The organism is Lutispora sp. QWL-02 (assembly GCF_058315355.1).
Window position 1 is genome coordinate 562,001 of the sequence record NZ_CM177762.1, and the last position, 14,393, is coordinate 576,393.

At 41.3% G+C, this 14,393-nt stretch carries 14 protein-coding genes; 9 read left to right on the forward strand and 5 right to left on the reverse strand.

Annotation, left to right across the window (positions count from 1 at the left end):
• Positions 1-59: 59 nt before the first annotated feature.
• The 4 genes from AC4HCY_RS02430 (at position 60) to AC4HCY_RS02445 (ending at position 4,770) form a co-directional block, all read left to right on the forward strand.
• Complete coding sequence (locus tag AC4HCY_RS02430; protein WP_323432949.1) at positions 60-1,406, forward strand: MATE family efflux transporter; 1,347 nt, start codon at positions 60-62, stop codon at positions 1,404-1,406.
• Positions 1,407-1,678: 272 nt separating this feature from the next.
• Positions 1,679-2,086: a hypothetical protein gene (locus tag AC4HCY_RS02435; RefSeq protein ID WP_323432948.1), complete on the forward strand. Its 408-nt coding sequence runs from the start codon at positions 1,679-1,681 to the stop codon at positions 2,084-2,086.
• Between the two features lie 119 nt (positions 2,087-2,205).
• Positions 2,206-3,798: an S-layer homology domain-containing protein gene (locus tag AC4HCY_RS02440; protein ID WP_491095316.1), complete on the forward strand. Its 1,593-nt coding sequence runs from the start codon at positions 2,206-2,208 to the stop codon at positions 3,796-3,798.
• A 75-nt stretch (positions 3,799-3,873) separates the two neighbouring features.
• Positions 3,874-4,770 carry a GNAT family N-acetyltransferase gene (locus AC4HCY_RS02445; RefSeq protein WP_491095317.1) on the forward strand — a complete coding sequence of 299 codons (897 nt, stop codon included), beginning with the start codon at positions 3,874-3,876 and terminating at the stop codon, positions 4,768-4,770.
• A gap of 17 nt (positions 4,771-4,787) precedes the next feature.
• On the opposite strand, the gene AC4HCY_RS02450 is transcribed toward AC4HCY_RS02445, so the two are convergent.
• Positions 4,788-5,534 (reverse strand): YybI family spore inner coat protein, encoded by a 747-nt coding sequence (locus AC4HCY_RS02450; protein ID WP_323432945.1) that lies wholly within the window; start codon positions 5,532-5,534, stop codon positions 4,788-4,790.
• A 414-nt stretch (positions 5,535-5,948) separates the two neighbouring features.
• Between AC4HCY_RS02450 and AC4HCY_RS02455 the strand changes: the two genes are divergently transcribed.
• The 3 genes from AC4HCY_RS02455 to AC4HCY_RS02465 all read left to right on the forward strand — a co-directional run bounded on the left by AC4HCY_RS02455 (position 5,949) and on the right by AC4HCY_RS02465 (position 9,170).
• The gene (locus tag AC4HCY_RS02455) at positions 5,949-7,685 is read left to right on the forward strand and encodes an MASE3 domain-containing protein (RefSeq protein ID WP_323432944.1); all 1,737 of its coding nucleotides are present in this window, start codon (positions 5,949-5,951) and stop codon (positions 7,683-7,685) included.
• Positions 7,686-7,790: 105 nt separating this feature from the next.
• Positions 7,791-8,114, forward strand: a complete 324-nt coding sequence (locus tag AC4HCY_RS02460) for a DUF3870 domain-containing protein (protein ID WP_491095318.1) — start codon at positions 7,791-7,793, stop codon at positions 8,112-8,114.
• A 159-nt stretch (positions 8,115-8,273) separates the two neighbouring features.
• Positions 8,274-9,170 (forward strand): DUF4392 domain-containing protein, encoded by an 897-nt coding sequence (locus AC4HCY_RS02465; RefSeq protein ID WP_491095319.1) that lies wholly within the window; start codon positions 8,274-8,276, stop codon positions 9,168-9,170.
• A 143-nt stretch (positions 9,171-9,313) separates the two neighbouring features.
• On the opposite strand, the gene AC4HCY_RS02470 is transcribed toward AC4HCY_RS02465, so the two are convergent.
• From AC4HCY_RS02470 to AC4HCY_RS02480, 3 genes are read right to left on the reverse strand one after another with little or no spacing between them, the layout of a single operon-like run.
• On the reverse strand, positions 9,314-10,450 hold the full coding sequence (locus AC4HCY_RS02470; protein WP_491095320.1) for a DEAD/DEAH box helicase: 1,137 nt from the start codon (positions 10,448-10,450) through the stop codon (positions 9,314-9,316).
• 22 nt (positions 10,451-10,472) lie between these two features.
• Complete coding sequence (locus AC4HCY_RS02475) at positions 10,473-10,970, reverse strand: GAF domain-containing protein (protein WP_323432940.1); 498 nt, start codon at positions 10,968-10,970, stop codon at positions 10,473-10,475.
• Positions 10,971-10,985: 15 nt separating this feature from the next.
• Entirely contained in the window at positions 10,986-11,666 is a 681-nt protein-coding gene (locus AC4HCY_RS02480) for an MBL fold metallo-hydrolase (protein ID WP_323432939.1), read from the reverse strand.
• Between the two features lie 119 nt (positions 11,667-11,785).
• Between AC4HCY_RS02480 and AC4HCY_RS02485 the strand changes: the two genes are divergently transcribed.
• Both AC4HCY_RS02485 and AC4HCY_RS02490 read left to right on the forward strand, forming a co-directional pair.
• Entirely contained in the window at positions 11,786-12,160 is a 375-nt protein-coding gene (locus AC4HCY_RS02485; RefSeq protein WP_333783341.1) for a VOC family protein, read from the forward strand.
• Between the two features lie 3 nt (positions 12,161-12,163).
• Positions 12,164-13,090: a magnesium transporter CorA family protein gene (locus AC4HCY_RS02490; protein WP_323432937.1), complete on the forward strand. Its 927-nt coding sequence runs from the start codon at positions 12,164-12,166 to the stop codon at positions 13,088-13,090.
• Between the two features lie 72 nt (positions 13,091-13,162).
• On the opposite strand, the gene AC4HCY_RS02495 is transcribed toward AC4HCY_RS02490, so the two are convergent.
• Entirely contained in the window at positions 13,163-14,353 is a 1,191-nt protein-coding gene (locus tag AC4HCY_RS02495) for a coenzyme F420-0:L-glutamate ligase (RefSeq protein WP_491095321.1), read from the reverse strand.
• Between the last annotated feature and the right edge of the window lie 40 nt (positions 14,354-14,393).

The following is a 14,393-nucleotide window of genomic DNA, read 5'->3' on the forward strand; positions in this document are numbered from 1 at the left end:
GCATATGGTAAATAACGAATAACAAATATGAAAGGGCATAATGCAGCAGGTATGATTTCATGAAGGGTGATATGACTCGGGGAAACACGACGAGGATATTGATCAAGTTTGCAATTCCCCTTTTGCTGGGGAATTTGTTTCAACAGCTTTATAATACGACGGACGCTATAATAGTGGGGAGATATATCGGAAAGAACGCATTGGCAGCGGTAGGGGTTGCCAATCCAATCATGTCTGTTGCTATCTTCTTTATATTCGGTATATGCATCGGCACTTCGGTGCTTATGGCTCAGCTTTTCGGAGCCGGGAAATATGATGAATTAAAAAAAGAGGTTTCTACCTCATTGATTGCCGGGATAATTTTTACTATAGCATTATCTATTGTTTGCATCCTTCTATCCAGATGGATGCTCATAATAACAGGTACGCCCGGGGAGATTTTAGACGATGCCGATATATTTTTAAAAATAATATTCGGCGGGCTGATCTTTTCCTTCTTATATAACTTTTATTCATCTTCACTCAGAGCCATAGGGGATTCAAACACACCGCTGATATTTCTGATCATTTCCTGCGTGCTCAATGCAGTGTTATGCATTGTTTTCGTTGCAGGCTTTAAGCTGGGTGTAGCCGGTTCGGCAATTGCAACGGTGATTGCACAAGGCATATCGTCCTTATTATGCGTGGCATATGTTTATACCAGAATTCCGTTGCTCAGCCTTAAAAAGGATGAGCTTGTGGTGGAAAAAGACTTGTTGAAGCTGAGCCTCCAATATAGCTGGGTGACAGCGCTGCAGCAGACTTGCATATATATTGGAAAGCTTATGGTCCAGGGAGTTGTTAATCCCTTTGGGACAAATGCCATAGCTGCCTACAACTCTGTTACAAGGATCGATTCCTTTGTAATGGCGGGCGGCGAAAGCTTATCTGCATCCGTTGCAACCTATTCCGCTCAAAACAAAGGCGCAGGCAGGACGGACAGGATCATGGAAGGCTTCAAGAAAAGTGCTGCCATAATGGCTGTATATAGCATTATTATAGGCCTGGCCATATACTTCAAAGCCGAAGGCATAATGAAGTTGTTTGTCTCCGCTGATGAAAAAGAGGTCATATCCATAGGCATAGGATACTTAAAGGCTATATCATTTTTTTACATGCTTTCAAATATAAACAATGTTTTTCAAGGATTATTCAGAGGGATCGGCAAGCTGCGCATAACATTTTTTGCTACCTTCATACAGATCATCATAAGGGTTGCATTGTCTTATATCCTTGCGCCCCATTTCGGGATCGCAAGCGTATGCTATGCCATTGCTGCCGGATGGGTGGTAATGCTTGTATATGAAATGTTGTCTTATAGAAAATATTTTAAAGAAATCAAGGATGAAGAAAGAGCAACGATCTAATATCATATAGCATCTACACTTTTGGGAGAAAAGCCCGGAGGACGAGTCTCTGCTCAGAGATTTGTCCCGGGGCTTTATTTTTTTACCTATTCATTGGGGAGGTGTTATTCATGAGCATAATAAAAGGAAAAACTTATCATATAAAATATGAGCCGGGCAATCTGATAATAAGCAAACTATAATGCGGAAGATGAGAATTTTGGTATAATGGGAAATAGGAGTGTCAGCGTTTGGTCATGGGACAAATATGCGGAGTTGTGAGGTGAGGGCATTTGAAAGGCTTGTATAGGATTCAATCAATCATTCTTTGTTTTGTTGGTGTAGGGGCACTGTTTGGCGGCATGCTGGGGATTACGGACCCTTATGGAGTTTCCTTCGGGATGTCCACTGAGCTGTTGAAGCGAGGGCCTTTTACCAGCTTTTTGATCCCGGGATTGTTTTTATTTATTGCCATCGGATTAGGGCATCTGGCCGCATTTGTATTTGTTAAAAGAAGGATGAAATTCCATCCCTATATCAGCGGTGCGGCAGGATGTATATTGATGGCATGGATAATGATTCAATGCTATATGCTTCAGTCCATCAATATTCTGCATGTGATATTTTTCATGATAGGCTTGGCAGAAAGCGGGATCTCTTTATATATGCTTGTCAAGCTCAAGCAGTTTCCTTTCTCTTAAAGCTGAAAGGAAAGGCGGATGAAAATGGCTTAGGTTGACAAGAGGGGCATTAAGGCTTATATTACTAGATAAGTTTCAATATTATAAAAATTTATTTAAATACTAAGGAGGAGTGTAAGATGCATTCGATGAAAAAATCAAAAACACTTATTTTTTTCCTGATCATATCTCTATTGATGACTTCCTCAATAAGCATTCTATTTGCCGAAGATGCCTCTGAAGCCAACAAGGGCATTACCAGGCTGGAATTCTTCAAGGCAGTCAATGCTTCATTTGGCTTTACTGAAGCATCAGATAAAGAGTATAAGGATTTGACTAAGGATGACGAATCCTATGAAGAAATCAGAAAAGCCGTTGCGGCCGGGTATGTCCAAGGATATACGGACGGCACCATAAGACCTGAAAAGTTTATAACAAGGCAAGAAGCTGCAAAAATAGCTGCAGTGGCTTGCGGCTTAAATAATGAGCTTTCCAATTCTGCTTCCGGCTTTGCGGATGCTGATGAAATCGATGAATGGGCCAGGAATTATGTAGGCATAGTGAAAGACAGATTAATAATGACAGCTTTTGAAGACGGGACCTTCGGCCCCCAAAAGCATATCACCGCAGTAGAAGCTGATGAAATAATAAAGAAAGCAAAGGCGCAGGCCACAAAAGCTGAGGATGCGGTTGCAGGTATAAAAGCTGACTATCACATGCACATGATGAGCGGTGAGTTCTCTAAGATTTTTAAAGTTCTAATGGGAGGAGACACTTCTAACGGCAATCTTATTGAAGAATATTCAGGCGAGAAGATTATTTCCTTGCTGGACAGCGCAAATATCGATGCGGCTTTTGTAGTTTCAAACAGTTACATATTGGGCATGGATGGGATCGCAGGGAAAGATGAATATGACGATGTAAAAAAAGAAAATAATTATGTGGCAATTCAGACCGCAAAATATCCGGATAGATTGATCGGATTTTTTAGCTTTAACCCATTGAAGGAATACGCAGAAGAAGAAATGGAAAGATGCTATAATGAATTGAAGCTGCCCGGTTTGAAATTGCATTTTACAAATTCTGATGTAGATTTAACAAATCCTGAACATTTGATGAAGATCCAAAAGCTATTTAAAAGTGCGGCAGACAAAAACATTCCTATTTTACTCCATTTTAGAAGCAGAAGCCCTGAATTCGGGAAAAAAGACGCAGAGATATTGATCGATGAGGTAATAGAAAAAATACCGAACCTCAAGCTTCAAATAGCTCACCTCGGGGGCTGGGGAGGATTTGATGATGCAGCGGTCCAGGTATTTTCTACATTTATTGAAAAATATGAAAAGAATCCAAGCTTGAATAAAAGCAACATATACTTTGATTTTTCCGGTGTAGTGGTGACTGAAAAGGAAAGAATGGAAGGAGTGCTTGAGCCAATCACTGAAGAACAAGCCGACGAAATAGCTGAAATGATGAGAAAATGGGGATTGAGCAATATGGTGGTTGGCAGCGACTGGCCTTTTGTTGTTCCGAAAGATTATGTAGATAATGTTAAAAAGTTACTACCGTTGACAGAAGAAGAATTAAATACGATACTCAGCAATGACTCAGCTAAAGTTCTGTTTGAAAAATCAATGGACAATGGTGTTATAAAGCATCCAAACTTGGAAGAACTGAATAAAAAATTTAAGGATGGAGTAGATTACAATACATCCTTTAGCATAAAATTCTAATAAAGATAGCCTGGTAGAGAATCCGCTGCCATGATGGATCCTTTACCAGGTTTTGATAAAAAGGGAGCAGATCGTATGAAAATAGAAGCTTTAAAGGATGAGAGGATCGGAGCATTTGTAGATTACTGTAAAAAGCATAAAATGGAGATAGATGATTCTTTTTTGTATGACGAGGATCTGAAGGACTTCAAACCCGATGGTGAAAACCCTGCTTATATAGCTGTTGATGAGAAAGGCCATATAAAAGCAGCAGCCTCCCTTATAATTGATGATTATAACAGGAGGGGCAGGAGGGCGCGCTTTAGAATATTTCATTCGGAGGTCGATGATATCCATTGCTATAATATGCTCATGCAAGCCATATTAAAGCATGCGGAAGGATTGGATAAGGTCTTTATTTTTGTCCCTTTGGTGAACGAAAAGTTAATGAAATTCATGGAAGAGTTGAAATTCCGAGTGGAGAGATATTCCTTCCTTCTTGTCAGGGAAGATCCGGAGCTGCCTGAGGTCTGCCTGCCGGAGGATTATGAGTTAAGGGCCTTTATGCCGGGGCATGATGAGGATATTTGGTGCCAGGTAAGGAATGCAGCATTTGCAAAGCTTAAAGGAAGTGAAACGCCTATAACGCCGGAGGGGGTTTCCGCTATGATCTCCGGCAGTGACTATATCGAAGGGGGTTTGATGATACTATATCATGAGGAAAAGCCTGTAGGAGTGGTCAGGTGTGCGGATGATGACTATGAAGGCTCACCCATAATGAACATAGGTCCCGTTGCAATAATACCGGAGTATCAGGGAAAAGGCCTGGGAAGGAGCCTTCTCAGAGCTGCGCTGAGATTTGCAAAGGATAAAAGCTACGACAGGACAGTGCTCTGTGTAAATGGAGATAACGATAGGGCAAAGGCATTATATATACAAGAAGGCTTTAAACAGGTGGAGGCAGTGGCATGCTGGGAATACTATCTGATATAGCCGTCATGGGGAAGGACTTATTCTTCCCCATATATGCCCACAGTTTGATAAAAGGGTACAAAGCGCTCCCCATCCCACTTCAGTGAAGTCTGTACATAGCCTAGCCCATCTGCATTATACCTGCCGGCAATCCGCTGCTCCGCATATAGCTCATAAGTTCCGTCTCTCTGGAAATCTATAGGATACAGGCCTCCAAGAGGATTGACCCAGCCGCTTATAGGCTCTTTCAACATGCATTCATCATCATAAATCTCAGATAAGTATTCTTCACCCTTATAGGTGATATCCAGTATATACCTTGTGCCCGGCTCTTCAGCGACCACTTCAACCTTGTAGCCGTCCAGATAATTCACTTCATAATTATATTCTTCATCAAATGCTTCAAAATCGAATATCTTATTAGGCTGATCATCTTTGAAGGAGTAAATATAATAATAAGCATATCCGCCGCTTCCGCCGGAATCCATGCTTATAAGGATATCATCCGTTTTATCTCCCGTGAAGTCGCCTAAAAACAATGTTGGGTTATATCCTGTATTCTGCTTTAAACGGATTATGGTCTCTTTATGGGTCTTACCGTCAATAACTCTCAGTCTTATGTTGCTTCTTATAGGGCTTTCATCTCCATAAGGTTTGTCTCCTATGAGATACACATAATCTACAATTTTATCCCCGTTGACATCTCCCTTTTTAAAATCCAATATATAGCCGATTTTTTTGTTTGCTTTCACAGGCCTTGCGAAATACATGGGATAATTATACATATTGCTCTTCCTCTCCATAGTTAACTTAATCTGTTGTGGTAGCTGATAACAAGTATAAAGCTTCAAGGCTAAGACTTTGTAAGCTTGTATAGGGCTAAGTCCAGTGCCCCAGGGCAGCCTCTCTTGCTCCTGCGGGGCAATTCACCTTCTATGGACTCCACTAACATTCAGTGGGGATTGAATCCCCCCCTGAATGAAGTCTCGTTCAACAGCTGCCGCAACGAGTTAACTTACTGTTATAATATGTATAATCCTGGTTTCTGCTTTCAATATTTTAATAGGTACAGGTGAAATTAAAAATATTTTAATAAAAAGATAAATGAGCTACACAATTTGACAAAATATTTTGTTTACACTTAGTATAATATGTTTGTACTTGTAATAATATGAATAACCAGAAGGTAGGGAAAGCAATTGGAGAGCCTAAAAAACGCAGGCATTAGCATTGGCATGCCTAATATGGGAAAGTATGCGAAGGCATTTGATTACATGGCGGTTTTAGCAGGAATCATGTATCTCGGACATATAAATTTTTTGATGTTTCACGCGGTAACAGAGTTATTCAGCATTGTTATTGCTTTTAATATTACTATTATATCTGTCAGCACCTATGAGGCAAATAAAAGCAACAGAATATTATTTTTGGGTATAGCCTATGGCTTCGTTGCATGCTTTAATTTTATACATGCTTTGGCCTTTAAGGGTATGGACTTTTTTCCACAAAATAGCGCCAACCTTTCAACGCAGCTGGGGATCATAGCAAGATATATGGAAAGCATATCCTTATTGATTGCTTTTAAATTTCCTGATATGAGACTTAATATAAAACGAATCATATCTATATACTCCAGCATAACTGCAGCCCTATTGCTTTCCGTATTTTGGTGGGATATTTTCCCCAAATGTTATTTGGAAAATTCGGGCTTGACTCCCTTTAAAATAGTAAGCGAATGCATCATTATAATAATTTTGCTCTCGGCCATATATTGCTTACAAAAAAACAACTACAGCATTTCAAAGCGAATGAACATTTTTTTATTGCTGTCTTTAACGGCTGCCTTTTTTTCTGAAATATTTTTTATTTATTATATTAGGATAAATGATCCCTTGGTTTTTATTGGACATATTTTCAAATTGATATCTTTTTACTTTATTTACAAAGCTCTGTCGGAGTTTGGCTTAAAACAGTCCTACTTGGTACAAAGGGAGCTGAACAGGCTTTTAAATGAAAAAAACAGAAAACTGGAAAAGGCGATAGAGCGATTGAAGGTGGAATCTAAAAAAAGAGAAGAGGTCGAAGAGCTGCAAAAGGAGATGGAGATCAAGCAGGCTTTGCTGGAGAAAAGCAAGGAAATGGAAGAGCTGAAGAATCATTTCTTTTGTACCGTATCCCACGAATTAAAGACTCCGGTAAATGCCATATTTGGTTCCATACAATTGATAAGCAATATGAACAAGAGCAGCTCAATATACTGCCGCTATGATCAGTCTCAAAAATATATGAAAGTCATGCAGCAAAACTGCAACAGGCTTATTAAGCTGGTGAATAACCTTGTTGATATTACGAAGATCGATTCAGGGTATTTGCAGCTGAACTTAAAAAATAGCGATATCGTTGCAATAATCGAAGATATAACATTATCTGCAGCCAGGCACATAGAAAGCAAAAGCATCTCGCTGACCTTTGACACGGATATGGAAGAAAAAATAATCGCCTGCGACGCATACAGATTAGAGCGGGTTATGTTAAATCTGCTTTCGAATGCCATAAAATTTACGGCACCCGGAGGAGGCATCTGGGTAAATGTAAGGGATAAGGGAGAAAAAATAGAAATATCTGTGAAGGATACGGGAATAGGAATACCTGAGAATATGTTGGAAGCTGTATTTCACAGATTCAGGCAGGTGGACTCATCCTTTACAAGAAAAAGTGAAGGCAGCGGCATAGGCTTATGCATTGTAAAGTCAATAGTAGAATTGCACGGAGGAAAGATCTCTTTAAACAGTGAGGTTGGCAAGGGCAGTGAATTTATAATCGAGCTGCCTGCATATCTGGCGGAGGATGAGGGCGAATGCAAGGAAACAGCCGCAGCGAGGCAGTCAAATATGGAGAGGGTGAGCATAGAATTTTCCGACATATATGACATATAAGAGGGCTCCTTTGATGAAATTAAACTTGCATAAAATATCTGCCGATAATATTATGTAGTTAGAAATGCGGAGATTGAATCAATATCTATCATGGGGGTGACGGATTTGATATATCCTGAAAATACAATCTATATTACGGGTACGGCTAAGGTAAGCAGCAATGATCCTATTTCTGCCGTGTTCGATATGTTTTTCGTAGGAATAATATTGGAGAAGGAAAGCGGAAAAATTATTGATGTTACATGCAATATGGTCAGAGATATGACTTCAGATTTTATCAAATCCATTCTTTTGGATTATAAACTGTCAGATGATATTGAGCTCATTGCCGGGGAAATAAAGGACAGATTCCAGGGAATCGCTCAAAAGGCTGTGATAGCAGCTATAAAAGATGCCAGGAACAAGTATATGATGCTAAAGAGCAATTGAATTTGACTTAAAGATGGTCTATACTAAAAATAAAGTATGAAAAGTGCATATATGTTTTGTTTGCATGTATATGGATCATACCGGTATACGGCTGTAAATAAGACTCAGATAACAATCGTTATGCTGGGTTTTTTGATTTTTTGAAAGGGAGCGGAGAGTATGCATCAAGGCTATTTTAAAGAATTGGAGAATATACTGAAAGCCAATCTGGGCTATAGAGGAATGGAGAATGCTTTTCTGGAAGGAGAGCTTAAAAAAGCAGCCAGGAGCCTTATGGAGGGAGATACTATTTTTATAGTTACGGGGTTTATGGTCAAGGATGCCGGCATAGGTGAGACTGATGGCCCTATCGGCGCTGTTTCCATGGCTGCGGCATTGGAAGAACTGGGGAAAAGGGTTGTGCTTATTTCGGACAAGTACTCCGGAGATATATTGACGCAGTGCTCCTTGGCAAGGGGCGTCAACGCTGCCATGGAGATAATCGGCAGCCATATCGGCAGGCAGCTTTCGCAAAGGCTGCTGAAAGAATATAAGCCTTCCCATATAATAGCTGTCGAAAGACCCGGCAGGGCTGCCGACGGCATATGCTATTCCATGAGGGGCGAGGACTTGAGCGGCCTGGTGCCGATCATGGATGATTTGTTTGAGGAGGCAAAAAAGGCAGGGGTTATCACAATAGGGATCGGAGACGGCGGGAATGAGATAGGCATGGGTAAAATCCGCCCATATATAGTGAACTCAGTAGACAAAGGGGAGCTGATATGTGCCGCTTTTGCTTCCGATTTCCTTATTGCCGCCGGGGTATCAAATTGGGGCGGACATGCACTGGCTGCAGCTCTTTCACTGCTGAGCCATAAGATGCTGCTTCATGATATAAATACTGAAATAGCAATGCTGAAAAGCGCGGTTGATGCAGGCGCTGTAGACGGCTGCACCAAAAAGAGAAGCCTGACAGTAGACGGGCTAAGCCTTGAAGATAATCTTAACGCATTTATGTCCATAAAGAATATAACTGCTGAGGCCTTGAAAGAGCAATATATGAGGATGGAGCTATAACAAAAAATATATAAGGATGTTGAAAAATGTTTCCAAGGTAATGGCGGGCAAGACCCTTGGAAGGCTAGCCCTGCCATTTAGCATAAGAAGGTATGACGAATAGATAAGATACTATTACCGTAAATTCCTAAAGCTCTGCATTTTTATCGATCCAGCAGCCTGCCTCCATACAGCCGTTTGGCCTTGATCTTTATATCATAGGCCTTTTCAATCCTCTTTAGTATGGCGGCTTCTTTTTCATTTACTATAGAGATTGCTGCGCCTGTATTGCCCGTCCTGCCTGTTCTGCCGGCTCTGTGAAGATACTCCTTCAGGTTTTCCGGCAGATCCAGATTGAATATATGGGTTACATCCTTGATATCCAGGCCTCTGGAGGCTATATCGGAAGCGATGAGAAGCTGAAGCTTGCCTTTCCTGAAATCCTCCAGAGCTTTTTTGCGCTCTTCCTTGGAGGCATTTCCATATATCCCGTATGCCTTGATATGGTGGAACCTGAGCTTTAATGTGACTTCCTGTATCTCTTCATTCTTGTTGAGAAAAACTATGGCCTTTTCCGGCTTGATAGCAGCTGCCAACTTTCTCAGGACTTCGACCTTATCCCTTTGTTCTGCCTCTATATACATATGCTCTATATCAGGGCTCATCAGATATTCTTCAATCTTTATTATCTCAGGCTCTTTCATCATGGTTTTTGCGATATTTATTGTGCCCTCATTCATGGTGGCGGAGAACATCATCAGCTGTCTGTCTCTCAGCGTAGTTTTGATGACATCCTTTACCTGGGAGAGGTTGTTTTCATCCAGAAGTCTGTCAGCCTCATCCACCACAATGGTCTTTACGGTATGAGCGCCTATCTTCCGCATTTTTATAAGCTCCAGTATCCTGCCGGGGGAGCCTACTATTATATGAGGCTTTTCCTTTAACTTTTCTATCTGGCGGTCTATTCTCACCCTTCCTATGATGGACGCAGTGCGGACAGGCAGCCCCGAATCTTTTGACAGCGCGGTTATCACACCGAAAATCTGCATGGCCAGCTCATGAGTAGGAGCAAGGATTATGGCCTGCGCCTCCTTCTTGTCCGTATGCACCCTTTGGAGTATGGGGAGGATATATGCCAGAGTTTTTCCGCTGCCTGTTATGGACTGGCCTATTATATCCTTGTTCTCCAGGGCCGGCGGTATAGCCGCCTCTTGTATGGCTGTGGGGGACTGTATATTTTCTTTTTTTAAGCCTTCTATCAGGCTCTGGTTTAAACCGAATTTATTAAATGATGTTTCCATAGCTTTCTCCTTAAAGTTATTTCTAAATTTCTTTCCAATCGATATACTTATTGAGCTTCTCTACATACTTCTCAAGGTACCTGGCTTCTAATTCCGTAAATCTATTGAACTCGGGACTATCCAAGTCCAATACGCCATAAACAGTTTCATCTTTGATGATGGGGATTACTATCTCGGAGTTTGAAGCGCTGTCACAGGCTATATGCCCGGGGAATTCATGGACATTGGGGACCAGCTGAGTTTTTCCCGAGGTTGCTGCAGTTCCGCAAACGCCGGAGTTAAGCTTTATCCTGTTGCAGGCCGGTAAACCTTGAAATGGGCCTAGAACCAGCTCGCTGCTTCTCATGATGTAGAAGCCGGCCCAGTTGAGCCTGTTCATTACGGCCTTAATGATTGCGGCCCCATTGGACAGGTTTGCCAGGGCATCCCGCTCCGAGCTCAATTGGCCCTCCAATAAAATGAGCATATATCCAAGCTTCTGCTCCTCATTCATCTTTTCTATTCCATCCAGCTTAAACATTTGAATACCTCCTGTTTAAATATATATTTCCTGGCCTTTAGCAGTTATTTCAATAACTTTTGCAGGATATTCCTTTACCTTATCAGCAAAGACCTTTATTGCTCTGTAATCTTCTCCAAAATGCATGGGGATGAATACTTCAGGCTTTATTTCTTTGATGAAATACTCTCCGCCCAAGCTATAGTTGTGCTTTAATCTTGGGTCCACAGGGAAAAAAGCCACATCGATCTTTATATCCCGCAGCTTGCGGATTTCCTTCTTGAAAGCCTGCTCCATGGTACGTATTTCTTCCGGGGTATCATCCCACCAATACCACCAGTTCAAGTCTCCGGCATGGAATATGCTTATGCCGTCTGCACTCACCAAAAAGGAGACTCCCAGGTCGGTGGAGCCTAAGGTTTTGATTTTTACATCGCCTATTTCAATATCCTTATCGGGCGGCATAAAGCAAATGCTGTCATCAAGGCTGCCGGCGCTTATATCATCGCTGAATATGTATTTTATATATGGGTTTGCATTTCTCCATTTTAATATCTCCGGGTTAAAATGATCGGGATGTCCGTGAGATGAAAAGACGAGAATGCTCTTATCACCGATTTTCAAGGGGCCTTTCCAGTAGTCAAATACCAGCTGGTGGTTTGGGGTTTCTACCGAAAAGCCGCTGTTGAACAGGTACTGGATCTTTATATTTTTCATGGGCAGCCCACCTTTTTTAATATTAATAATATATATTATACCAAAGCCTTTGAAGCATAAGTATTATTATTCCAAATTTATTGGTATAATAAAAGAAAATCCACAGGAGGTGTATGGTTTTGAAATTTAAATTTATACATAACAATATCAATGTGCTGGATCAGGAAAAGAGCATAGCCTTTTATAAAGAAGCATTGGGCCTTTCAGAGGTAAAAAGGAAAGAGCATAAGGATGGGGATTTTGTACTGGTCTTTCTAGGCGACGGCATCACAGAGCACCAATTGGAGCTCACCTGGCTGCGGGATAGGACTGAGCCCTATGATCTGGGGGATAATGAATCTCATATAGCCTTCAGGGTAGATGATTTTGAAGCAGCCTATGAACATCATAAGAAGATGGGCTGCATTTGCTATGAAAACAAGGATATGGGCATATATTTTATAGAGGACCCGGATGGTTATTGGCTGGAGATACTGCCCACACGGAATAAATAAGCTATGGAGATATATAAGATTACGCCAAGGGGCTTAGAGAACTGCCGGTTCGATGATATGTCAAGGGAAAAGGGGAACCGGTATTGGCTGCTTTTAACCCCCGAAGAGCTGGTAAATGCTAATGGATTTTTTAATTTCAATTCCCGAACCATAGATGAATGCTTATCCAATAATCAGGTGCCAAGGCTTGAGGTATATGAAAGTTTCAGCTTTGGCGTGATAAATATCATCAATAAAGAAAAAGATTTTATTCTGGCTTCGGAGCTGAATTTCTATCTGACCTCTAATTACCTAATCTTTGTGACAAAAGACAGCAGCTCAGATATGATAAAGGCTGTGAAAGATGAAATAGACGGAAACAGTATAGATCTGGAGAGGATACTCTATATATTTTTGGACAGGCTGACTGCGTCGGATAATGAGATACTGAAGGATATAGAGGAGGATATATCGGATATAGAAGAGCTGGTAATAAAAGGGGAGAACAGGGATTATATAATGGATATCGTGAGCCTTAAGAAGCAGCTTCTTTTTCTCAAGAGATATTATGAGCCTCTTCTGGATATCGCCGAAGGCCTGGAAGAGAACGAAAATGGGCTGATAAATGAAAAATCCATAAGGTACTTCACCATACTTAAGGATAGGATGGAGAGATTGAATAGAAATGTTTTAAATCTCAGGGATTATATAACCCAAGTCCGGGAGGCATACCAGGCCCAGGTGGATATAAACCTGAACAAGATCATGAAGCTTTTTACCGTGATAACTGCAATATTTCTGCCTTTGAGCCTTATCGCAGGCTGGTATGGCATGAACTTCAAATATATGCCCGAGCTTGGCTGGGTTATGGGCTATCCCTTCGCATTTTTGCTCAGCGGGATTGTTGTAGCCATATGTCTCATCTACTTTAAAAAACATGATTTCATATAGAAAAAAGCATTGGGGACGGTTATTTTTGCTTTTACTTAGAAGCAACAATAACCGTCCCGTTGATTCTTATTTCTACTTTGTATAGTTGTCGAAATAGCCCTGGATGTATATGATGGGCGTGCCTTTGTCTCCGCTGCCCGAAGTCAGATCGCAAAGGGAACCGATAAGGTCTGTGAGCCTTCTCGGAGTAGTGCCTTGGGTCTCCATTTTGCCCTTCAGATCTGTTTCCTTATTCTTTATATATTCGGATATGGCCTTCTTCAATTCTTCACCCTTTAAATGGGCGAAATTGTTATCTGCTATATATTTCAGCTTGATCTCATTGGGTGTGCCCTCAAGGCCGGATGTATATCCGGGAGAAACTACCGGGTCGGCCAGTTCCCATATTTTGCCCACCGGATCTTTGAAGGCTCCATCCCCATAGACCATGACTTCAACCTTCTTCCCTGTCTTCTCAAAAAGCATCTCCTGTATTTTTTCAACTATGGGCTGGCAATCCCTGGGGAAAAGCTTGATGCTGTTCTCCGTAGCTTTATTGGAGCCTAATAAGCCGTATTTGTCATTGTACCCGCTGCCGTCTATTGAGGCAGTCAGAATATCCTCCAGGCCATAGATTTTTTCTCCTCCGTTTTCCTTGAGAATCCTCTTGGTCCTTGCTCTTGTATGGATATCGCAGGCAAGCACGCTTTTGGTATAATTCAATATGGTTCTGGGATCGTTGGAGAATATTATCTCGCATGGTACGCCATATTCCTCTGCTATGGATTTGTAATATTCTATATAATCGACACCTGTAAAGGTATGCTTGTTGTAGCCGAAATAGTCTCTGAACTCCTTTTCGGTCAGCACATCGGTCCAAGGATTTACTCCCTTTATGTCTAAAACATTTATATCCACCAAATTGTTGCCCACCTCATCGGACGGATAACTGAACATCAGAACAATATTCTTTGCGCCTTTTGCTATGCCTCTCAAGCATATGGCAAAGCGATTCCGGCTAAGAATAGGAAAAATTACACCTATAGTATCGTCGCCAAATTTTCCATGTATATCCTTGGCGATGGCATCAATGCCTGCATAATTGCCCTGAGCACGGGCTACTACGGATTCAGTCACTGCTATCACATCTCTATCCAATATGGGAAAGCCTTCTATCTCTGAAGCCTTTAGCACGGCATCCACGGTAATGGACGGAATATCATCGCCCTGCATTATTATCGGAGTGCGAAGACCGCGAACTACAGTTCCAACCATTCTTTCCATTCAAAATCTCCCCTTAAATTTGTTCTAACTGTTAATATGC